This is a genomic window from Neisseria sp. HMSC065D04 (assembly GCF_001815675.1).
GTDB lineage: Bacteria > Pseudomonadota > Gammaproteobacteria > Burkholderiales > Neisseriaceae > Neisseria.
The window spans coordinates 18,588-38,999 of the sequence record NZ_KV821507.1; the positions used below are offsets into that span (position 1 = coordinate 18,588).

The window sequence follows — 20,412 nt, forward strand, 5'->3', positions numbered from 1 at the left end:
CGTACTGGTTTAAAGTTAATCCACTATAAAACTGCCGTTCAGCCCATCAGCCAAACCACCAAATGCACCATGCTCGGCCCGATGATGACCATAAACAGCCCCGCCAAAATCATGGTCAGGCTCGCCATCACGCCTTCGGTTTCGTGGCGTTGTCCGGCGCGGGAAGTGCCGAAGCCGTGGGCGGCGTTGCCCAGTGCGACACCGTTGGCGGTGTGGAAGCGGATGCGGGTGAACGCCAAAAACAAATCGCCGAATATCATGCCGACGAAGCCGGTGATGATGGTGAATAGCGATACCAGCGACGCCGAGCCGTGGATTTCACTTGCCAATACGACGGCAAACGGCGTGGAAATCGAGCGCGCCATCAGGCTGTTGGTGACTTCGCTGTCGAAGTGGAACATATTGCCCATCAGAAACGCGCTGGCCACGCCGACGAACATACCGACCAAAATCGCTATCGACAGGATGGGAAGCTGGCGGCGGATGACTTCGCGGTTTTCATAAATCGGAATGGCGAAGGCGACCGTTACCGGCGTGAGCAGGAAAACGATGCCTTGCGTGTATTTGTGGTAAGTGTCGTAGGAAATGCCCAAAAGCAGCATCAGGACGATGGTGCTGACCGAGACGGTCACGACGGGCGAGAAAATCATCAGTGGTTTTTTACGGTAGATTTTTTTCGCTACAAAATAGGCGAAGCAGGTCCAAGCGAAGCAGGCGAGCGCGGCGTAATCCATTTTTGTTCCCTATCAGGCGTGCAGTTTTTTATACAGGCGGCGTTTCCAGCGGTAGCAGAAATTCAGCGTCAATGCCGTGCTGATCATCACCAGCGCGGTACCGACCGCAATCGTCAGCACCAGCCGCCAACCTTCGGAAAGAAGCAAATCGCGGTATTGCAATACGGAAACCATAATCGGAATAAAGAAAAACACCAGCTCGCCCAACACCCATTTCGCGCCGCGCTCGACCATGCCGGTTTTAATCACGCCCAAACCCAGCAGCGCAAGCATCAAAAACAGCCCCAATACGCCCGAAGAAACAGGCAGATGGGCAAAGCGCACCATCAAATCCGACACCAGCCACACCAAGCCGACTACGGCAAGCTGCAAGGTCGTCTGAAAAAATCGCGTCAGCGTATCCATAAGGTTTATCCATCCGTAATCCAAAACGAAGGCTTGATTATAAGGACGCGGTTTGCGCATAATATGAATTATCCGAACTAAAATCATGCCCAAGAGGAATAATGGACTTCAAAAGCCTGCACTGTTTCGCCGAACTCGTGCGCCTGCAAAGTTTTTCCGCCGCCGCATCCGCGCTCAACCTGACCCAGCCTACCGTCAGCAAAACCATACAGGCATTGGAAGAAGAACTGGGCGTGTCATTGTTGGTTAAAGAAAACGGCCGCAAAAAACGCCAAGTCGCCACCACACCCATCGGCGAAGAAGTGTACCGCCACGCGCTGAACCTCCTGCACGAACGCGACTTGCTGCTCGCCCGCATCGACGGCTACCGCCACATCAAAAGCGGCACGCTGCGGCTGGGTTTGGCACTGCTTGGCAGCGACCTGCTCAGCAACGCCCTGTTCCGCTTCCGCCGCCAATGGCCCGGCATCGAACTGACCTTCCTCGAACAAGGTTCGCTCGCCATCGAACAATCCCTACGCAACAACGAACTCGACGCCGGACAACTGCTCGCCCCCGTCCACGAAGACTTCGACAGCATTACCCTCTGCGACTACCCGCTCGTCGTCCTCATGCCGCGCGCCCAAGCCCGCCATGCCGCCCTCAGCCTCAAAAGCCTGCAACACGAACCGTTTATCCTCTTCGGCTCAGGATTTTCCCTCAACGAAACCATCCAAACCGCCTGTCGCAGCCAAGGCTTCACTCCCAACGTCGTCTGCCGCACCGGACAATGGGACCTGCTCGCCGACATGGTGGCGCACCATATGGGTATCGCCCTTCTGCCCGAATATTACGCCCGCAAAATCAACCCCGACACCTTCGCCGCCGTCCCGCTGACCGAACCCGAAATCCGCTGGCAACTGACGATGGCATGGAAAAAACACCAGCGTCCCACCCCCGCGCTCAGGGCTTGGCTGGACATCGTCAGGGAAGAGTTCAGGAAATAGAAAAAGGTCGTCTGAAAACTTTTCAGACGACCTTTTTATCAACTGTAAATCTCAGCCCCTTTCTTTACAAACTCGACCGCTTTTTCCTCCATGCCCTGCCGTTGGGCTTTTTGCTTATCGGCGTAGTCGCGCACTTCCTGCGTGATTTTCATCGAGCAGAATTTGGGGCCGCACATTGAGCAGAAGTGGGCGATTTTTGCGCCTTCGGCAGGTAGGGTTTCGTCGTGGAAGCTCTCGGCGCGTTCGGGGTCGAGGCTTAAGCGGAATTGGTCGCGCCAGCGGAACTCGAAACGCGCCTTGCTCAGGGCGTTGTCGCGCAACTGTGCGCCCGGCCAGCCTTTGGCGAGGTCGGCGGCGTGGGCGGCGAGTTTGTAGGTGATGATGCCGGTGCGCACGTCTTCTTTGTCGGGCAGGCCCAAATGCTCTTTCGGGGTAACGTAGCAGAGCATGGCTGTGCCGTACCAGCCGATATTGGTCGCGCCTATGCCCGAGGTGATGTGGTCGTAGCCGGGGGCGATGTCGGTAACAAGCGGGCCGAGTGTGTAGAAAGGCGCTTCAAAGCAGTGTTGCAACTCTTCGGTCATGTTTTCTTTGACGCGTTGCAACGGCACATGGCCGGGGCCTTCGATCATGACTTGTACGTCGTGTTTCCACGCTTTGCCGGTCAATTCGCCCAAGGTGTGCAATTCGGCGAACTGCGCTTCGTCGTTGGCATCGGCAATGCAGCCGGGGCGCAGGCCGTCGCCGAGGCTGAACGACACGTCGTAGGCTTTCATGATTTCGCAGATTTCGTCGAAATGCGTGTAGAGGAAGTTTTCCTGATGGTGGGCGAGACACCATTTTGCCATGATGGAGCCGCCGCGCGATACGATGCCGGTGAGGCGGTTGGCGGTCATCGGCACATAACGCAGCAACACGCCCGCGTGTATGGTGAAATAGTCCACGCCTTGTTCCGCCTGCTCGATTAAGGTGTCGCGGAACAAATCCCAAGTCAAATCTTCGGCAATGCCGCCGGTTTTTTCCAAAGCCTGATAGATGGGCACGGTGCCGATGGGGACGGGCGCGTTGCGGATAATCCATTCGCGCGTCTCGTGGATATGCGCGCCGGTGGATAAATCCATAATCGTGTCCGCGCCCCAACGCAGCGACCACACCATTTTTTCGACTTCTTCGGTCAGGCTGGAGGTTACGGCGGAGTTGCCCAAGTTGCCGTTGATTTTGACGCGGAAGTTGCGGCCGATAATCATCGGTTCGAGTTCGGGGTGGTTGATGTTGGCGGGGATAATCGCGCGTCCGGCGGCAATTTCTTGGCGCACGAATTCGGGCGTGATTTGGTCGGGGTGGGTCGGGATATTCGCGCCGAAATTTTGCCCTGCATGCTGTTTCAAGAGCTTGGCGTATTCGGGCCGTCTGAAAAGTTCGTCCAGCTTCATACGTTCGCGTATGGCGGCAAACTCCATTTCGGGCGTGATGATGCCTTGGCGCGCATAGTGGAGCTGGGTTACGTTGCTGCCGCTTTTCGCGCGGCGCGGGCGGGTGATTTGATTGAAACGCAGATGGGCGGTTTGCGGGTCGTGTGCGCGTTCGATACCGTATTCGCTGGAGAGCTTGGGCAGGATTTCGGTATCGCCGCGTTCGTCCAGCCATGCGGTGCGGACGTGCGGCAGGCCTTGTTTCAGGTCGATGTGCGCCGCCGGATCGCCGTACACGCCGCTGGTGTCATAGACGGGAATCGGCGGGTTGGCTTCCGTGCCTTGCGCCGTGTAGGTGTCGTCTTGACGGATTTCACGCAAAGGCACGCGGATGTCGCCGCGGCTGCCTTGCAGATACACGCGCTCCGAGTTCGGATATTTGAAGCGGATGCCGATGTCTTCGCTCAAGTCGGCAAGCTCGCGCGCTTCGTTGCCGGAAGCTTTGGCGGTTTTCTTTGGCGTAGTCATAAAAAATGCTCCTGTTTTCTCGTTTGAAAAGAAGAAACAGGAGCGTTTTGCTTTTTCAGACGACCTCAATATCAAAAAGGTCGTCTGAAAGACAGAATCCGTGAAAACTCCCCACGCAGGTATTATCCCGATCGGGTGTAAAGGGTATTTCTCAGCCGCCAGAACATCAGGCAGCACCCCTGTTTCGTAAGAATAGGATTATAAACCACGATACGCATTTGTTGTAAATTAACTTCATATCAGCCTGAGTTTGAAAGGAAAGGACCGACGGCGGAAAGCACACCCATATCCTGCCGCCCCGTCAAATTTTTCATGATTTTAGGTATCGGTTGAGGGCTGATTTATCTATAATCTTTTTCCGTTTTTTATAACTATATACGTCGTCTGAAAATGTCTGAAGCCATTCAAAACCGCAAAATCAAATTCGCCTTAGTCGGCTGCGGCCGTATTTCCAACAACCATTTTGGCTCGTTTGAGGTATTGCAAGAAGATTGCGAACTCGTTGCCGTGTGCGACATCGATCCTGCCACGCTTGAAGCGGCGGCCAAGCGCACCGGCGCGAAAGGCTATGTCCGCTATACCGACATGCTGGCAGAAACCGATGCCGACGTAATCGTCATCACCACGCCGTCCGGTTTGCATCCCGATCAGGCGGTTGAGGCGTTGGAAGCGGGTTTTCACGTCGTCACCGAAAAACCGATGGCAACCTGCTTTACGGACGGCGAGCGCATGGTCCAAGCTGCCGACAAAGCGGGCAAACGCTTGTTTGTCGTGAAACAAAACCGCCTCAACGCCACGCTGCAACTACTCAAACGCGCGGTCGCAGAACAACGCTTCGGCAAAATCTATATGGTGCATTTGAATGTTTTTTGGACGCGCCCGCAGTCGTATTACGACCAAGGAGGCGGTTGGCGCGGCACTTGGAAGATGGATGGCGGCGCGTTCATGAATCAGGCTAGCCACTACGTCGATTTGATGGAATGGCTTATCGGCCCAGTGGCGGAAGTGCAGGCGATGATTGCGACCCACCGCAAAATTGAAGCCGAAGACACGGGCGTGATGAACCTCCGTTGGCGCGACGGTACGCTCGGTTCGATGGCGGTAACCATGTGCACCTATCCGAAAAACCTTGAAGGCTCGATTACCATTTTGGGCGAAACCGGCACGGTACGCATCGGCGGCATGGCGGTGAACGAAATTCAGGAGTGGAATTTTGCCGACGAGCGCGATTACGACGAGCAGGTCAAAACCGCCAATTATGAAACCACGTCGGTGTACGGTTTCGGGCATCCGCTGTATTATCAAAATGTTGTCGATGTATTGCGCGGCAAAGCCGAGCCTATTGTCGATGGGCGAGAAGGCTTGAAATCGCTGGAGCTGATTAACGCCGCCTACCTTTCTGCACACAACCGTCAAACGGTTTCGCTGCCGCTGGTGTTGCAATCTTTGCGAACGTTTGACCATTCTGATTGTCCGAAAGGAAGCCCTTCCCATACTCAATCAAAGGAATCATCATGATACTGACCCGCGAACAAGCCCTCGAAATTTTCAAACGCCGCGTTTCCGTCCGCTACTACGACCCTGCGCGCAAAATCAGTGCCGAAGATTTTGCCACCATCCTTGACTTCGGACGCCTTTCGCCCAGCTCCGTCGGCTGCGAGCCGTGGCAGTTTGTGATCGTGCAAAACGCGGCATTGCGTGAAAAAATCAAACCCTTCGCCTGGGGGATGCAGGCTTCCATTTCGGATGCCAGTCACGTCGTTTTCCTGTTGGCTCGAAAACACGCCCGCTACGACAGCCCCGCTTTTGAAGAACTGATGGACAGACGCGGTCTGACTGCCGAAGAACGGGCGGGCGCATTTGAACGCTACCGCCGTTTCCAAACCCACGATATGCCCATCGCCGACGACGAACGTGCCCTGTTTGACTGGGCAAGCAAGCAAACCTACATCGCGCTGGGCAATATGCTCACCGGCGCGGCGATGCTCGGTATCGATTCTTGCGCCATTGAAGGCATGGAGTATGCCGCAGTGGAAAAAATCCTTGCCGAAGCCGGATTGCTCGACCCTGAACATTACGGCTTGTCCGTCGCCGCAACCTTCGGCTACCGTGTGCGCGATATTTCTCCGAAACCGCGCCGCGATGCGTCGGAAACGGTAATTTGGGCGGAGTAGGGCGCGTAGCCGGATTTCAATGAAATAGGTCGTCTGAAAGTGTTGTTTGACTTTGGTGAAGTGACACTTTCAGACGACCTTTTATTTGGCGGGATGATTTGAAGAACGGCGCTTATCCGTTGATGTCTTCCAGCGTCCTGCCTTTCGTTTCTTCGCCCAATGCCAAAATTACCAATACAATCAGCATCATCACTCCGGCGAACATCATGAATATATTGCCGAATCCGCCGCTGCCGCCGACCATTTGGGCGACCACCATAGGCGCGAGGATGCCGCCGATGCGCCCGATTGCGCCCGCCCAGCCGGAGGCGAAGGCACGGAAGCGGAGGGGGTAGAGTTCGGGCGTGTAGGTGTATAAAACGCCCCATGCGCCGAGGTTGAAGAACGACATTAGGCTGCCCCATGCCATCACTTCGGTGGCGCTGCTGCTTTGTCCGAAAAACCACGCGCAGACGGCGCAGGCGGCGAGAAAACCCGCCAAAGTCGCTTTGCGCCCGATTTTTTCCACCAATGCCGCCGCCGCGATGTAGCCGGGCAGTTGCGCGACTATCATCACCAGCACATATTCAAAGGTTTTGACCACCGTATTGCCTTGTTCGACCAGGAGTTTCGGCAGCCAAGTAAAAATGCCGTAATAGGAAAAGACGATGCCGAACCAGACCAGCCACAGCATTAGCGTGCGCCGTGCGAAAGGCTGTTGCCATAGTTGTTTGAAGCGGATGCGCTGTTTTTCCTTTTGCGGCGGTGCGATGGCCGTTGCGGCGGGCGTCATTCCCGCTTCTTCTTCCAAGCGGCTGACCAGCCGGTGCGCTTCGTCCGTTTTGCCTTGCGAGAGCAGGTAGGGTACGGATTCGGGTATGAATTTCAACACCAGTGGGATATACACAATCGGCAGCGCGCCGATTAAAAATGCGCTGTGCCAGCCGAATTTGGGAATAAAGAAATAGGAAGCGAGTGCTGCGGCAAGCCAGCCCAGCCCCCAAAAACTTTCCAGCAACACGATAAAGCGTCCGCGTACTTTCGGCGGCGCGTATTCGCTGACCAAGGACACCGCAACGGGAAGCTGCCCGCCCAGCCCTACGCCGACAAAGAAGCGGAAAAATAAAAGCGCGGACAGGTTGGGTGCAAACGCGCACAAACCCGTTGCTACGCTGTACACTGCCATCGTCCCGGCAAAAACGGTTTTCCTGCCGAAGCGGTCGGCAAACCAGCCGCTGATGACCGCGCCCAATGCCATGCCGACAAAGGAGATGCTGACAATCCAGCCCAATTGCGCAGGCGCAAGCGACCAGTCTTTGCCCAGCTCTGGCAGGATGAACGACACCAGCCCAGTATCCATCGCGTCAAACAGCCAGCCGATACCGACCAGCACCAAAAGTCTGTAATGAAACTTGCTCGGCGGCAAGTTTTGAAGGCGGGTAAGGATATCCATCGTATTTCCTTTGCGTTGCTTGTTTTGCTCTTGCAGTTTAACGCAGAGCCGCTCCTTTTCAAGGCTTGCCGCTTTGCACGCATGGCAAACCTGATAACAAAAAGGTCGTCTGAAAACCCGAAATCCGTTTTCAGACGACCCGTCTTTATTTTTTCCAATAAGCCGGCGTCAGCAAAATCAACACCGTAAAAATTTCCAAGCGGCCCAGCAGCATCACGGCAGAACACAGCCATTTCTGCACATCGCTCAATACCGCATAGCTGCCCGCCGGTCCGACCTCGCCCAAGCCCGGACCTGCATTGGTAATACACGCGATGACGGCGGTGAAGGCGGAGATAAATTCCATCCCGCTTGCCATCAGCAAAAAGCTGAACACAATCGTCGTCATGAAATAAATCGAAATAAACGCCATCACCGTCAGCGCCATGCGGTCGGGAATCATGCGTCCGTTGACCTTGACCGTGCGCACCGCTTTCGGGTGTAGCAGAATCATCATCTCGCGCAGGCTGAATTTGAACAAGACCAACGCCCGCACGTTTTTAATGCCGCCGCCCATAGAGCCGGAGCTTGCCAACAGGTTGGACAGGAAAAACATCCACAGCGACACGATCAGCGGCCATTGCGCGAAATCCGTGTTGGAAAAACCGCTTGCCAGCCCGATGGAGACAAAGTTGAAGCTGACAAAACGCAGCGAATCCCCAAAGGTTGCATAAAAATCCTTCTGCCACAGATACACCGCCGACATCAAAATACTGCCCGCCAGCAGCACCAGCAGTACGCGGCATTCCTCGTCCTGCCAATAAGATTTGAGCGAACGCCGTGTCAGCGCCGTGAAATGCGTAGCGAAATTCACACCGCCCCAAAGCGTGAAAAACATGATCGCCCATTCGACGGTCAGCGAATCAAAATAAGCGATGCTGGCATCGTGTGTCGAAAAACCGCCCAGCGACACCGCCGACATCGCGTGACAAAGCGCGTCAAACCAGCTCATCCCCGCAAAATGCAGCGTCAGAAAAGCCGCCGCCGTCGTCATCGTGTAGAAGAACCAAAGTTTCTTTGCCACCTGCGAAATGCGCGGCGCCATTTTGCTTTCCTTGTCCATCCCCGGAATTTCAGCCTTGAAGAGCTGCGTTCCGCCCACGCCCAGCATCGGCAGAATCGCGACCGCCAGCACGATGATACCCATGCCGCCCAGCCAGTTGAGCATATGCCGCCAAAAATTCACCGACGGAGCCAGCGTGTCCAAGCTCGTCATGACCGTCGCGCCCGTCGTCGTCAGTCCGGACATCGCCTCAAAAAACGCATCGGTAAAACTGATGCCCGGGATGTGAATATAAATCGGCATCGCCGCCACCAGCGCAAACGCCAGCCACAACATCAAAACCAACGTAAACCCGTCGCGCGGGCGCAGCTCGCGGCGGAAATGGAAGGTCATCAACCAAACTGCGCAAGAAGTCAGCGTCGTTGCCAAAGCCGTGTAGGCAAACGCAGGAAACGCGTTGTCCAGAAAAAAATACGACATCAGCGTCGGTACTGCGAGCACCATTGAAAACAGCAGCCCCAGTCTGGACAAAACGTGGACAATAGGAAGGAACTTATACATATCAATCTTAAATAGGGGTCGTCTGAACGGCGTAACGGGCTTGAAGCTGCCGTCCAGATCCGCCTGCGAAATTCACATTCAAGCCGTCAAAAGCGGCCGGGAAACTTTCAGACGACCTGTTTTATAGACCATCCTTAGCAGGCAGGCACAAAAAATCGGTCCGTAATTTTATCAAATTAGGCAAATGGCGTTATTGATATTTTACAGTCGGAAAAGGCAAGGGGTCGTCTGAAAACAGCGGCTTCAATCGATATAAACGGACAAAGTAGGGATAAAATGCCGATTGCTTTTTGCGCCGTTGGGCTTTTCAGACGACCTCTTTGCATACTATCCCGCCAGCCACAACGATACCGTATAAATCACCAGTCCGACCAGTCCGCCGACGAGCGTGCCGTTGATACGGATATATTGCAAATCCTTGCCCACGCTCAATTCCAGTTTTTCCACCATCAGGCGGCTGTCCCAGCCTTTGACTTTGTCCGCGACGAACAAAGCGGCCTTATCTTTATAACGCATCACAAAATCCCGAACCAAAAGCGAAATCCGCACATCCGCCCGCCGCATAAATTGCGGGTATGCCTGGGCTTGCGAACGCATATGGTTCAGCAGCTTTTCCAGTTGCGCTTGGCACAAAGAGTCTTGTTTTTCCACATCTTCCCGCGCCCAGTCCAGAATGCCGCGCCATAAGGTCATGATTTGACGTTGCAGGGCGGGCGATTGCGCAAGCTCAGTTTTGAATTTGTCCAGGCGGCGGTGCCACAGGCGCGAGGTGGTCAGGCGTTCGGTCAGTTCGTCGTATTGCACCAAGAATTGTCGGCGCAGCGCATTGTCCTGCTTGTCCGCTGTTGCCAAATAGCCGTCTATCCATGCCAACGCTTTTTCTGCCGCCCAGTCATCGACTTTCTCCACCAAGGTCGATTTCACCGCCGCTTTAAGCCTGTCCCAAGTTCCGGGATTGCCGCCTTCGATTTTCGCCGCCCATTCGCGCAGGTTCTGCTCCAACATTTCGCGGGTTTCCGGCGTTTTCAGCCAACGCCGAATCTGACGGAGCAGGCTTTCAAACGCTTTTTCGTGCATCCCTTGTGCTTTCAACAGCCGCAAACCGTCGGCAAGCGTGTTGCCGATTTGTTCGCCGCTGTAACGTTCTTCCAACAGCATCGCCGTAAAACGCGCCGTCTGTTCCGGTTTGGCGATGGCAAGCAGCGTCGGAATCTGCTTGGAAAGCCAGGGCAGCCAATGCGATTTTACGTCTTCGCCGTCCAGCCATTTCAATAATTTATTGCTGGGCTGCGCTTGGTAAATGCGCATGGCGATGGGTTTGCCCTGCAAAAAATTGTGTTCGATAAACCGTCCCAATTCATCGCCGATGCGTGCCTGATTACGCGGCAAAATCGCGGTATGGGGAATCGGCAGGCCGAGGGGTCGTCTGAAAAGCGCGGTTACGGCAAACCAGTCCGCCAGCGCACCCACCATCGCCGCTTCGGCAAATGCTTTGACAAATCCCAACCAAGGATATTGGCGCACATAAACGGCGGAGGCTGCAAACAGCCCGCACGCCGCAAGCAGCAAGCCCGTCGCCCAACGCCTGCTTTTTGCCAACTTTTTGCGCGCCTCATTTAAGCGGATTTGTTCCGAAAGGGTGTGCATTCCTTGTCCTTTTTTTGAAAATCGGGATTTTTGAGTGGGTGTGTTTGATCAATCGGATTATACGCCGTATTGCCTAATTTTTAATCATTGAATATTTTGGTTGAGAATAGAATAAGTTAGCTGACTTTTCCACAGACTGCACACACAAAGGCAAACACGGTATGTGACTAAACCGACAAACTGCCTATTTTTTAAGCATTTTATTTTTTTGTTTGATTATCAAAAGGTAATAGAACTTATTCACAGGCTGTTCACACCGTTCGGCAAAGAAATTGTGTATAGCGGGGAAAATGGGCAATTCAGGGGTAGGGCGTGTGGACGGATGGTGTGGATGGTTTACAGTATTCCTTGCCGGACCGTATTCAGACGACCTTTACTTTGCCGTGTCGCGTTACTACAATCACTATTTTAATCCAATAAAACCAGCCCTAAGGAGCGCATCATGAACGCCTCGCAATTAATCAGCAGCCTGACCCAAACCGTCGGCGAAAAATACATCATCACCGACCCCGCGAAAACCGAACAATACCGCCAAGGCTACCGTTTCGGTGAGGGTAGGGCGTTGGCGGTGGTACGCCCCGGAACCATTTTGGAAATGTGGAAAATTTTGCAGGCCTGCGTCGAAGCGGACGTGATTGTGATTACGCAGGCGGCGAATACCGGTTTGACAGGCGGCTCAACCCCTGACGGCAACGATTACGACCGCGACATCGTGATTGTGAACACCATGCGGATGAACATCATCCAAACCATCAACAACAACGAACAAGTCGTCTGCCTGCCCGGCTCTACCCTGAACCAGCTCGAATTGCTGCTGAAACCTTTGGGGCGCGAACCGCATTCGGTCATCGGTTCATCCTGCATCGGCGCATCCGTCTTGGGCGGCGTGTGCAACAATTCCGGCGGCGCATTGGTGCAGCGCGGCCCGGCCTACACGGAAATGGCGCTGTTTGCCCAAATCAACGAAGAGGGCAAACTGGAACTGGTCAACCATTTGGGCATAGATTTGGGCGACACGCCCGAAGAAATCCTGACTAATCTTCAAGGCCATCACTATCAAAGAAAAGACATCACGCAAGATGCAGGCAAAGGACACGACCACGCCTATTGCGACCATGTGCGCCAAGTGGACGAGCCGACCGCCGCGCGTTTTAACGCCGACCCGGCGCGCCATTACGAGGCGTCCGGCTGCGCGGGCAAACTGATGGTTTTTGCCGTCCGTTTGGACACCTTCCCGCAAGAGAAACAAACCGCCGTGTTCTACATCGGCACCAACGATATTAATGAACTGACCGACATCCGCCGCGCCGCCTTGGGCGAATTTGAAAGCCTGCCCGTTTCCGGTGAGTATATCCATCGCGATGCTTTCGATATTGCCGACGTGTACGGCAAAGACACGTTCTACGTCATCAAAAAATTCGGTACGCACCAACTGCCGAAATTATTTGATTTCAAAGCCAAAGTTGACCGATTCGGCAAAAAAGTCAGCTTTCTGCCCAAACATTTTTCCGACAAAGTCATGCAGTTCGTCAGCAAATACCTGCCCGACCACCTGCCCAAATCCATGCGCGATTACCGCGACAAATACGAACACCACCTGATTCTGAAAATGGGCGGAAAAGGCGTCGATGAAGCGCGCGCGTTTTTGAAAGAGTATTTTGCACACCACGGCGGCACGTTTTTCGAATGCAACGCCGAAGAAACCCAAGCCGCCATGCTGCACCGTTTTGCCGTCGCCTCCGCCGCCATCCGCTACCGCGCCGTGCATGACGACGAAGTGGAAGATTTGGTCGCGCTGGACATCGCCCTGCGTCGCGACGACCGTGATTGGTTTGAAAAACTGCCGTCGGAAATCGACAATAAAATCATCCACAAGCTCTACTACGGACATTTCATGTGCCACGTTTTCCATCAGGATTACATCATCAAAAAAGGCAACGACTGCATGGCATTGGAACACGAAATGCTCCATCTCTTAGACCAACGCGGCGCGCAATATCCCGCCGAGCACAACGTCGGTCATTTATACGAAGCGAAACCCGCGCTCAAACAGTTCTACCGCAAACTTGACCCGACCAACAGTTTCAATCCGGGCATAGGTAAGACCAGTAAGAAGAAAAACTGGGCTGAATGATAAGGTAGGGATTGTGTAAATAAATGAAAGGTCGTCTGAAAACCGGATTGAGTCTTCAGACGACCGTTAATCTTATAATGATTCAACTTTTTAATATATTTTGATAGAATCATGACGTTAACTTTTTAAGGCATATAAAGAAAGGTGTTTTATGAAGCTTTACAAGATTTTTAAAAATCCTATGAACCAGTACGAGGCAGTCAAACAAGGCTGGTCTTGGCCCGCATTTTTCTTTGGGGCTATTTGGGCTTGTGTGAAAAAAATGTGGGGTTTGGGGATTGGAATATTTGTCACCTTTGTTGTGTTAAATGTATTAGCTGGTCAGAATGAGATGTTGGGTGGCATAGTCGGCCTTCTTAGTTTAGGCGTTTATATAGTATTCGGAATGCAAGGTAATGCTTTGCGTGAAAAAAATCTGGTTAAACGCGGTTATGTAGAAGTACCTCAACTTATTAACGCTGCTAACCCTGAAGCTGCAATTGCCCAATATATTGCTGAATATGGTCATAAATAAAGCTTTTTGAGATTAAGGTCGTCTGAAAACAAACGTAGCGCATTTTATTCAAACGCTTAACCTGTTTTCAGACGACCTTTTTAAATTGAGTATCCAAAATATAAAATGCATCGACCAAAAATAAAAGCACCGATAAATCGGTGCTTTTTAAATTTGGCGCGGCGGACGGGGCTCGAACCCGCGACCCCCGGCGTGACAGGCCGGTACTCTAACCAACTGAGCTACCACCGCGCATCATTGTTTTGCAACAATGAAAGGAAAACTGGTGGGTGATGACGGAGTCGAACCGCCGACATTCTGCTTGTAAGGCAGACGCTCTACCAACTGAGCTAATCACCCGAGAACTCGGGATTAAACCAAAAAACCTCTATCAGGGCAAGCCGTTTGTTTCAAGATAAATATATTTATTTGAATATAAATAATAAATAAGTTTAGTATTATCTCAATCAAAAATCATATGCCCCAATTTATCGGCTTTGGTGTGCAGATATCGTTCGTTTTCCGCATTCTCGCCGACATGGAGCGGAATACGTTCGACAACATTGATACCTGCACCTTTCAAAGTCTGAATCTTTTCAGGATTATTAGTCAGCAGCTTGACGGCACGGATATTCAGATGGTCGTAGATTTGCTTGGCAAGCGTAAAGTCGCGTGCATCAACGGGGAGTCCGAGTGCGAGGTTGGCTTCGACCGTATCCATCCCTTCGTCTTGAAGCCGGTAGGCACGGATTTTGTTGATTAAACCGATACCGCGCCCTTCTTGACGCAAATAAACGATGACACCGCGCCCTTCTTGCTGAACCGCTTTCATCGCCGCTTCAAGCTGCGGACCGCAGTCGCATTTTTTGGAAAACAGGGCATCGCCGGTCAAACATTCGGAGTGGATGCGGGTCAGAACGGGGAGATCGTCTGAAAAATCGCCCATCGTCAAAGCGATGTGTTCTTGTCCGTTCGGTTCTTCAAAACCGTGCATAGTGAAGTCGCCCCATTCGGTCGGCAGACGGCAGGAGGCGACGAATTTCAAGCTATTATTCATGTTCTTCTTCCTTGTCTTCGATGCCTACCAATGCTTTCAGCGGCTCGGCAAGTGCCAACGCCAGCGCCGACCAATCCGTTTGGGCTGCTTCATCGGCTTGATCTTTACCAGCAAATTCAACGTGGACCACGCCTAAAACCGTACCGTTTTGAGTAGCCACAGGAATGGACAACTGGCTTCCGCTCCTCTCGTTCCTGCTGCCTTGGATTTCATCAAGCGAAAGCCAATAGGCAATATCGTTGGCAATATTCATCCAACCGCTTTGCGCCGTACGGCAGGCAAGGTAAACCGTACCGTTTTCTTCATGAACCGCCAACAGGTTCTCCAAAGGCTCGCCTTGCGCCGCGATACGAACCAGCCTTGCATGCGGTTCGCCCGGAAGGTGGATGTAAACCGCCGCACTTTTGACGGCTTTTGCGCGACTGAATACCGAATCCAGAGCCATGAAAACCTGTTTGAGCAAAACTTCATTTTTTGGCGTTTTTTCAATATGGTCCGCCAGCTTCCAGCCGTCTTCTTCACGCCACAAAACCGAGCGGTCAATCGAAGCATTGCCTATATCCATCACCGTCTTCGCGGTCAGATAAGCAACACGGAGGTCGTCTGAAGACAGCTTCAAACCCTGTGTTTGTAAAAAATCCTGAATCAGTAAAACAGGCATGATGTTCCTCTTTGATATTAGTGTGTTCCGGCAGATAACCGACCTGCCATTATATCGGTCGGAATAAAGCAATTTCAAGCCAAAGGTTGTTTGCAGAGTAGGATACTTTGTGTATAATCCCCAGTTTCATCACGCGGACGTGGCGAAATTGGCAGACGCACCAGATTTAGGTTCTGGCGCCGAGAGGTGTGAGAGTTCGAGTCTCTCCGTCCGCACCAACATACAAAAACGCTTAGAAATTCTAAGCGTTTTTTTTCGTTTAATCCCGTCTAATGCCATTAACCAATCCTTGTAAATGCAAGGGTTTCAGGCTTCTTTATATCCCGTTGTTTTCTTTTTGGCTGCATAACGCCGTCTAATTTAATCTAATTGAATCAACCAAAATCAGGGGGTATGATTCGGGGTATCTGAAAATACCCCCTAAAACATACCCCCACCATGCCGCTGAATGACCGACAAATCAAAAATGCCAAGCCCGCCGAAACAGGGAAAAAGACCAAGCTGTTCGACGGCGGCGGATTGTATCTTGAAGTTACCCCAGCAGGCGGGAAAGTTTTCCGTTTGAAATACCGTATAGACGGCAAAGAGAAAACACTGACTATCGGAAAATATCCGACTGTATCACTAGCAGAAGCCCGCCAAGCCGCCGAAAATGCCCGCCGCTTGCTTGTATCGGGGCAAGACCCCAGCGAAGCCAAGCAACAGGAAAAACGCGAACGGCAAGCCGCCGCCCTAAATACCTTTGAAGCCATCGCCCGCCGCTGGCATTCTGACAACCTAATCCGCTGGAAAGAAAACCACGCCGCGCGCGTGTTGAGATATTTTGAAACCGACGTTTTCCCCGTTATTGGCGCAATGTCGATACAGGAAATCAGGGTAAGCGATATTAAAGTGGTTCTTGACGGCGTGATGGCACGGGGTGTGAACAATACTGCTGAAAAAATCAGGGAATGGACAGGGGCAATATTTGACTATGCTGTCATGCTTGAAATTGTGGAAACAAACCCCGCTTATTCATTGCGGAAGTACATCCCCGCCAAGCAGACCGACCATCGCCCCGCCCTGCCCCGCGAAGAACTGACCGAGTTTTTCCGCCGCCTGATACTGGCAGAAATTGAGCCACAAAACAGAATAGCCCTGATTTTGAATATGCTGACCTTTTTACGAAGCACGGAACTAAGGGGCGGGCAATGGAATGAAATAGACTTTGACGCGGCAATATGGACAGTTCCCGCCCAGCGCATGAAGCACGAAAAGACCGCGCCTAAACCGCCCCATGCTGTGCCGCTGGCTGATTGGACGCTTGAACTTTTGGCAGAACTGAAAGAAATCACGGGCAATACCCCGTTTCTGTTTCCGAGCCGTACCAAGACGGACGGTTTTATCAGCGACGCAACAATAGGTCGTATCATTGAGCGCATGGGCTACAAAGGCAGAGTAACCCCGCACGGTTTCCGTTCCCTTGCCAGCAGCGTTTTGAATGAACAAGGCTTCAACCCTGACGCGATAGAGCGACAGCTTGCCCACATTGAAAACAACAAAATCCGCGCCGCCTATAACCGCGCCGATTATCTGAATGAGCGCAAAGAGTTTATGCAATGGTATAGCGACTTTTTACGGGAACGGTATAACCAAGCATTGCAAATGATTCAAGATGGCAAGACTGATTAGGGGTCGTCTGAAAATATCTACTTCGATTTTTTGTGGTGTTTTTATTAGTTTAGAGGTGTCAAATGCTTCCACATGTCGCATATCCAAGAAATATTGCAGCATATAGCCCAAAATATGCAGCCATATTCAATATTACTAATAGCCCTGAATTTGAGGACGCGCTAGGAGTTCTTAGTTGGCAAGCCCAAAGGGTGTTGACTAGAGCATTTAAAAACCTTGAAAAATTTGAGCATGGCATGACGCTATGGGGTCATAAGGAAACTTACAAGGTTTCTTTAGTTGAGGAGCAGGTTAATGACGCGTTAGAGAAGTATCAGGAAAAGAACGGAGACCCTATCGATTATTCAGAGTATTTTTATCCCGTGATAGAAGAATTGCACTTTGGGCAAAGTCTGGAGATACGCCTAGAAATGCAGTATTTCATCACGGCTAAGGCTATTTATGAGTATGTTTCAAACTTCAAAGACAAGCCATCGCAAGAAAACTTTAATCAATTTAGGACAATAGCAAACTTAATTACAACATCCATAGAGTTTATGTCTTTGGAGTTGAGAAAAGACCAAATCAGCATAGAGGCAATAACAGAAAATGCCCGAAAAGCAGGCAAAGCTAGGCAAAGCCCCTATGAAAAAGCGGGAACGATAGCTGCCGTAAATCAGTTATTGGAAGAAAGAAAGGAAATGCTGAATGAAAAAGGGGGGAAAGCCAAATTAATCCGTTTAATTTTCGAAAAAATTAATAACGATGAAATACCAGCCCCTGACATTCCATCGGAAAAAACAGTTAAATACTGGATAAAACAGTTTCAGAAAAATATGAAATCAACAAACTGATTTTAGGGAAGTAACATGCTGCTTCCTTAACAGCCGCCCACATGGGCGGCTATATTTTTGCCTGTCATCTAACATCTAATCCCATTCAAGAAAGGCAAGAGGATATGAATAACACAGTATTGAGAGCAGACGATACCGCCCGCGCATTAGGTGTTTCACGGGCGACTATTTGGAATTGGGCAAACCCTAAGAGCCGCCATTACCGCCCTGATTTTCCCAAACCGTTCAAAATTTCCGCCAATGCGACCGGCTGGCTTGCAAGCGAGATTGACGACTATATCGGCAAACTGGCAGCCAAACGCGAAGAGCAGGCAAATTGATTTATCAGGCGCAAACAAATGCCGCCTGAACGGACATTCAGACGGCGGAAAGGATTATTAAGCATGAGCAGCTATTCTACCAACGGCAAGGCAAAAACGCCAAGTCAACGAGAGCGTGTTTTATCCCGATTGAAACAGGGCAGCGTTACATCATGGGAGCTTACCCAAATGGGGATATTGGGCTACAACACGCGCATCATGGAGCTTCGCAGGGCGGGGCATGACATCGTTACCGTGATGGAAGAAGTAACAAACCAATTTGGCGAAACCGTGAAACGCGGTCGGTTCGTATTGATCAATTAAATCAGGAGCTTTAACTATGAATATCGAATATACAAAGACAACTTTTGCGACCCGTCAAAAGTTACTGAAAGAAGAAGAGGACAAATGCAGCGAACTGACCGCCCAAATTGAAGCGGCAGAAGCTGGTGTTACAGAAGCACAGGCGGTAATCAATGAATTTGCAGGGCTGCGAAACAGACGCAAAGGCATATTTGCCAATTTGTTGAAAATGGGCAAACCCACAAACAGCGAAGAAGCCAAAGGGCTTGATTCAGAGATTGCCGCCAAACGCGAAGAAGCAGACCGCGCCGCCGATATGCTGGAAGCGCAAAAAGAACTGTTGGAAAGCCTTTTTAATGAACGCCTCCAACATCTGAACCGCATTTCAGAGCTTCGCAATTTATTGTCCGTTTCCCGTTATGAGATGTTTATCATCGACATAGAAGAAACCCACTTGCCCGAATATTTGGAAGCCGCGCGCGCCTATGCCAATGCCGCCGCGAAATTGGTGGGAATCGGTAAAGCCGCCGTTGAGATGAAAACGAAGCTACAAGAAAACGGTTTGCGGGCTGATTGCCCGTCCTATGGGCAATCCCTGCCAAATCGAATCATTGATTTACGTTTGCCTGGCTTCTTCAACATGATGGACGGCACAGGCGGGGAAGAAAACGCTATTTTCGACATCTTGGAAGACATGGAGAAAGAAAAAGAAGCGGCTTTGGACAATTTGAAATAGCAACACTCAAACAGCCGCCCAAAGGCTGAAAAATGGCTATTGGGCGGCGTTCTAAAAGGATTAAGGACATGACCCCGAAACAAGAACAGTTTGCCCGTCTGTATGTGGAAACGGGCAACGCGAGCGAAGCATATCGGCAAATTTACAACACCGACAACATGAAGCCCGAAACGGTAACGAATGAAGCCTATAAGCTGCTTCAAAACCCCGATATTACCGCGATGGTGGACGGCTTAAAGGAAGAAGCGCGGCAACGGCACGCGGTAACGGTGGGCGACCTGTTGCACGAATTGGAGCAGGCGCGGGCGGCGGCACTGGCAGCCCCTACCCCACAGAGCAGCGCGGCGGTATCAGCCACGATGGGCAAGGCGAAAATGCTTGGCTTATTGGTGGATAAGGCGGAAATCAAGGCAGAGGCGGAAATACAGGAAAAGCCGCAAAGCCGTATTGAATCCATTGTCGATTCACTCACAGAAGAAGAGAAAAAGGCAATTTTAGATTTAGCCCTTAAGACACATGGGGGCAAATGGGAGGCGGTAACGCTTGCAGACTTAATCGCCGTTACGGGTAAAGACCCTGACAAGGTTTACTATGCCGTATTACTTATTACAGCACTGGACGGAATCTAATGTTAACCCGCCCAACCCCGTAAAAATCATTTGACAAATCGAACCTTGAGAATCAGAATCTAGGTTCTCTCTACAATGTAACCCCGAATCAGCAGGGTAAACGCTGATTTTTTATCGCCAAAATTCTTTTACAGGCGTTTGCGATGTTATTAAACGTTAACATTTCAGACGACCTATCACGAGTTATGGCGGTGTCTGCCAACCGTAAGGCGCAGGCTGGTAAGTTACACCAGAGAGAGCACCGCCCCCTTATTCGGGCATTTCTCAATTCTCTAAAGAAAGTAACAATCATGCAATCCTCAATTTTCCCCCAAATCCAAGACGTTCAATCCCCATCAGAACAAGGCTTTTGCGCCGTCGTCCACGAACCGACCGCGTATTTAGCCGATATTGACGTTCATTCATGCACCGCCCGCAGTTTGGGCATCTATCCATCACACGCCGCCGCCGTTGCCGCCTGTCAGTCGTTTATTGCTTCGCTTTCAGACGACCTAAAAGCATGGGCTGCTTTCAGCGTAACGACAGCCGAACAAATCCGCTAAATCCCTGAAAAACACCCGCCTTTATGCCGCCCGTTTTGGACGGCATAGGGCAAACTTCGCCCTATTGTTTTCATAAGTATTTGATTTTTCGATATTTGATATTTTTGGTGCGCTGGGGCATGGAGGACATGAA

At 51.5% G+C, this 20,412-nt stretch carries 20 protein-coding genes, 3 tRNA genes and 1 riboswitch; of the genes, 13 read left to right on the forward strand and 10 right to left on the reverse strand.

Going from position 1 to position 20,412, the window contains the following annotated elements:
• Positions 1–38: 38 nt before the first annotated feature.
• Complete coding sequence (locus HMPREF3050_RS05745) at positions 39–734, reverse strand: LrgB family protein (RefSeq protein ID WP_003760310.1); 696 nt, start codon at positions 732–734, stop codon at positions 39–41.
• A 12-nt stretch (positions 735–746) separates the two neighbouring features.
• Positions 747–1,226 carry a CidA/LrgA family protein gene (locus tag HMPREF3050_RS05750; protein ID WP_070773982.1) on the reverse strand — a complete coding sequence of 160 codons (480 nt, stop codon included), beginning with the start codon at positions 1,224–1,226 and terminating at the stop codon, positions 747–749.
• 14 nt (positions 1,227–1,240) lie between these two features.
• On the opposite strand from HMPREF3050_RS05750, the gene HMPREF3050_RS05755 reads away from it, so the two are divergent.
• The gene (locus tag HMPREF3050_RS05755) at positions 1,241–2,125 is read left to right on the forward strand and encodes a LysR family transcriptional regulator (RefSeq protein WP_070773984.1); all 885 of its coding nucleotides are present in this window, start codon (positions 1,241–1,243) and stop codon (positions 2,123–2,125) included.
• A 38-nt stretch (positions 2,126–2,163) separates the two neighbouring features.
• On the opposite strand, the gene thiC is transcribed toward HMPREF3050_RS05755, so the two are convergent.
• The gene (thiC, locus tag HMPREF3050_RS05760; RefSeq protein ID WP_070773986.1) at positions 2,164–4,065 is read right to left on the reverse strand and encodes a phosphomethylpyrimidine synthase ThiC; all 1,902 of its coding nucleotides are present in this window, start codon (positions 4,063–4,065) and stop codon (positions 2,164–2,166) included.
• A 91-nt stretch (positions 4,066–4,156) separates the two neighbouring features.
• Positions 4,157–4,256: riboswitch (TPP riboswitch) on the reverse strand.
• A 199-nt stretch (positions 4,257–4,455) separates the two neighbouring features.
• Here thiC and HMPREF3050_RS05765 point away from each other — a divergent pair.
• A complete protein-coding gene (locus HMPREF3050_RS05765; protein WP_070773988.1) occupies positions 4,456–5,583 on the forward strand; it encodes a Gfo/Idh/MocA family protein in 1,128 nt (375 codons plus the stop codon).
• Entirely contained in the window at positions 5,580–6,239 is a 660-nt protein-coding gene (locus HMPREF3050_RS05770) for an NAD(P)H-dependent oxidoreductase (protein ID WP_070773990.1), read from the forward strand. The genes HMPREF3050_RS05765 and HMPREF3050_RS05770 overlap by 4 nt, the downstream gene beginning before the upstream one ends.
• Positions 6,240–6,351: 112 nt before the next feature.
• Here the strand turns inward: HMPREF3050_RS05770 and HMPREF3050_RS05775 are convergent, their stop codons facing one another.
• From HMPREF3050_RS05775 to HMPREF3050_RS05785, 3 genes are all read right to left on the reverse strand, one after another.
• A complete protein-coding gene (locus HMPREF3050_RS05775) occupies positions 6,352–7,671 on the reverse strand; it encodes an MFS transporter (protein WP_070773992.1) in 1,320 nt (439 codons plus the stop codon).
• Positions 7,672–7,816: 145 nt separating this feature from the next.
• On the reverse strand, positions 7,817–9,274 hold the full coding sequence (locus HMPREF3050_RS05780; protein ID WP_003760257.1) for a TrkH family potassium uptake protein: 1,458 nt from the start codon (positions 9,272–9,274) through the stop codon (positions 7,817–7,819).
• 327 nt (positions 9,275–9,601) lie between these two features.
• Positions 9,602–10,921, reverse strand: coding sequence for a DUF445 domain-containing protein (locus HMPREF3050_RS05785; protein ID WP_070773993.1), 1,320 nt, complete (start codon positions 10,919–10,921; stop codon positions 9,602–9,604).
• Between the two features lie 442 nt (positions 10,922–11,363).
• Between HMPREF3050_RS05785 and dld the strand changes: the two genes are divergently transcribed.
• Both dld and HMPREF3050_RS05795 read left to right on the forward strand, forming a co-directional pair.
• A complete protein-coding gene (dld, locus tag HMPREF3050_RS05790) occupies positions 11,364–13,055 on the forward strand; it encodes a D-lactate dehydrogenase (RefSeq protein ID WP_039408540.1) in 1,692 nt (563 codons plus the stop codon).
• Positions 13,056–13,206: 151 nt separating this feature from the next.
• Complete coding sequence (locus HMPREF3050_RS05795) at positions 13,207–13,569, forward strand: DUF2628 domain-containing protein (RefSeq protein ID WP_070773994.1); 363 nt, start codon at positions 13,207–13,209, stop codon at positions 13,567–13,569.
• A 154-nt stretch (positions 13,570–13,723) separates the two neighbouring features.
• Here the strand turns inward: HMPREF3050_RS05795 and HMPREF3050_RS05800 are convergent.
• The 4 genes from HMPREF3050_RS05800 to HMPREF3050_RS05815 form a co-directional block, all read right to left on the reverse strand.
• Positions 13,724–13,800, reverse strand: a tRNA-Asp gene (locus tag HMPREF3050_RS05800).
• A 32-nt stretch (positions 13,801–13,832) separates the two neighbouring features.
• Positions 13,833–13,908, reverse strand: a tRNA-Val gene (locus HMPREF3050_RS05805).
• 103 nt (positions 13,909–14,011) lie between these two features.
• Positions 14,012–14,605: a GTP cyclohydrolase II gene (ribA, locus tag HMPREF3050_RS05810; RefSeq protein ID WP_070773995.1), complete on the reverse strand. Its 594-nt coding sequence runs from the start codon at positions 14,603–14,605 to the stop codon at positions 14,012–14,014.
• Positions 14,598–15,266 (reverse strand): hypothetical protein, encoded by a 669-nt coding sequence (locus HMPREF3050_RS05815; RefSeq protein WP_070773996.1) that lies wholly within the window; start codon positions 15,264–15,266, stop codon positions 14,598–14,600. Before HMPREF3050_RS05815 ends, ribA begins: the two co-directional genes overlap by 8 nt.
• Before the next feature lie 133 nt (positions 15,267–15,399).
• Here HMPREF3050_RS05815 and HMPREF3050_RS05820 point away from each other — a divergent pair.
• From HMPREF3050_RS05820 to HMPREF3050_RS05855, 8 genes are all read left to right on the forward strand, one after another.
• Positions 15,400–15,484 (forward strand) — tRNA-Leu (locus HMPREF3050_RS05820).
• Between the two features lie 220 nt (positions 15,485–15,704).
• Positions 15,705–16,937, forward strand: a complete 1,233-nt coding sequence (locus tag HMPREF3050_RS05825; RefSeq protein WP_070773997.1) for a tyrosine-type recombinase/integrase — start codon at positions 15,705–15,707, stop codon at positions 16,935–16,937.
• Between the two features lie 62 nt (positions 16,938–16,999).
• Positions 17,000–17,770, forward strand: coding sequence for a hypothetical protein (locus tag HMPREF3050_RS05830; RefSeq protein WP_070773998.1), 771 nt, complete (start codon positions 17,000–17,002; stop codon positions 17,768–17,770).
• 104 nt (positions 17,771–17,874) lie between these two features.
• Positions 17,875–18,090, forward strand: a complete 216-nt coding sequence (locus HMPREF3050_RS05835; protein WP_070773999.1) for a helix-turn-helix transcriptional regulator — start codon at positions 17,875–17,877, stop codon at positions 18,088–18,090.
• A gap of 63 nt (positions 18,091–18,153) precedes the next feature.
• Positions 18,154–18,393 (forward strand): helix-turn-helix domain-containing protein, encoded by a 240-nt coding sequence (locus HMPREF3050_RS05840; protein ID WP_070774000.1) that lies wholly within the window; start codon positions 18,154–18,156, stop codon positions 18,391–18,393.
• A gap of 16 nt (positions 18,394–18,409) precedes the next feature.
• The gene (locus HMPREF3050_RS05845; RefSeq protein ID WP_070774001.1) at positions 18,410–19,108 is read left to right on the forward strand and encodes a hypothetical protein; all 699 of its coding nucleotides are present in this window, start codon (positions 18,410–18,412) and stop codon (positions 19,106–19,108) included.
• 68 nt (positions 19,109–19,176) lie between these two features.
• A complete protein-coding gene (locus HMPREF3050_RS05850) occupies positions 19,177–19,737 on the forward strand; it encodes a terminase small subunit (RefSeq protein WP_070774002.1) in 561 nt (186 codons plus the stop codon).
• Between the two features lie 290 nt (positions 19,738–20,027).
• Positions 20,028–20,279, forward strand: a complete 252-nt coding sequence (locus tag HMPREF3050_RS05855; protein WP_070774004.1) for a hypothetical protein — start codon at positions 20,028–20,030, stop codon at positions 20,277–20,279.
• Positions 20,280–20,412: the final 133 nt, after the last annotated feature.

What these genes read in the sequence shown, in the direction of transcription:
- HMPREF3050_RS05745 (WP_003760310.1), bottom strand. Translation starts at nt 734, where the DNA reads ATGGATTACGCCGCGCTCGCCTGCTTCGCTTGGACCTGCTTCGCCTAT.
- HMPREF3050_RS05750 (WP_070773982.1), bottom strand. Translation starts at nt 1,226, where the DNA reads ATGATTTTAGTTCGGATAATTCATATTATGCGCAAACCGCGTCCTTAT.
- HMPREF3050_RS05755 (WP_070773984.1), top strand. Translation starts at nt 1,241, where the DNA reads ATGGACTTCAAAAGCCTGCACTGTTTCGCCGAACTCGTGCGCCTGCAA.
- thiC (WP_070773986.1), bottom strand. Translation starts at nt 4,065, where the DNA reads ATGACTACGCCAAAGAAAACCGCCAAAGCTTCCGGCAACGAAGCGCGC.
- HMPREF3050_RS05765 (WP_070773988.1), top strand. Translation starts at nt 4,456, where the DNA reads ATGTCTGAAGCCATTCAAAACCGCAAAATCAAATTCGCCTTAGTCGGC.
- HMPREF3050_RS05770 (WP_070773990.1), top strand. Translation starts at nt 5,580, where the DNA reads ATGATACTGACCCGCGAACAAGCCCTCGAAATTTTCAAACGCCGCGTT.
- HMPREF3050_RS05775 (WP_070773992.1), bottom strand. Translation starts at nt 7,671, where the DNA reads ATGGATATCCTTACCCGCCTTCAAAACTTGCCGCCGAGCAAGTTTCAT.
- HMPREF3050_RS05780 (WP_003760257.1), bottom strand. Translation starts at nt 9,274, where the DNA reads ATGTATAAGTTCCTTCCTATTGTCCACGTTTTGTCCAGACTGGGGCTG.
- HMPREF3050_RS05785 (WP_070773993.1), bottom strand. Translation starts at nt 10,921, where the DNA reads ATGCACACCCTTTCGGAACAAATCCGCTTAAATGAGGCGCGCAAAAAG.
- dld (WP_039408540.1), top strand. Translation starts at nt 11,364, where the DNA reads ATGAACGCCTCGCAATTAATCAGCAGCCTGACCCAAACCGTCGGCGAA.
- HMPREF3050_RS05795 (WP_070773994.1), top strand. Translation starts at nt 13,207, where the DNA reads ATGAAGCTTTACAAGATTTTTAAAAATCCTATGAACCAGTACGAGGCA.
- ribA (WP_070773995.1), bottom strand. Translation starts at nt 14,605, where the DNA reads ATGAATAATAGCTTGAAATTCGTCGCCTCCTGCCGTCTGCCGACCGAA.
- HMPREF3050_RS05815 (WP_070773996.1), bottom strand. Translation starts at nt 15,266, where the DNA reads ATGCCTGTTTTACTGATTCAGGATTTTTTACAAACACAGGGTTTGAAG.
- HMPREF3050_RS05825 (WP_070773997.1), top strand. Translation starts at nt 15,705, where the DNA reads ATGCCGCTGAATGACCGACAAATCAAAAATGCCAAGCCCGCCGAAACA.
- HMPREF3050_RS05830 (WP_070773998.1), top strand. Translation starts at nt 17,000, where the DNA reads ATGCTTCCACATGTCGCATATCCAAGAAATATTGCAGCATATAGCCCA.
- HMPREF3050_RS05835 (WP_070773999.1), top strand. Translation starts at nt 17,875, where the DNA reads ATGAATAACACAGTATTGAGAGCAGACGATACCGCCCGCGCATTAGGT.
- HMPREF3050_RS05840 (WP_070774000.1), top strand. Translation starts at nt 18,154, where the DNA reads ATGAGCAGCTATTCTACCAACGGCAAGGCAAAAACGCCAAGTCAACGA.
- HMPREF3050_RS05845 (WP_070774001.1), top strand. Translation starts at nt 18,410, where the DNA reads ATGAATATCGAATATACAAAGACAACTTTTGCGACCCGTCAAAAGTTA.
- HMPREF3050_RS05850 (WP_070774002.1), top strand. Translation starts at nt 19,177, where the DNA reads ATGACCCCGAAACAAGAACAGTTTGCCCGTCTGTATGTGGAAACGGGC.
- HMPREF3050_RS05855 (WP_070774004.1), top strand. Translation starts at nt 20,028, where the DNA reads ATGCAATCCTCAATTTTCCCCCAAATCCAAGACGTTCAATCCCCATCA.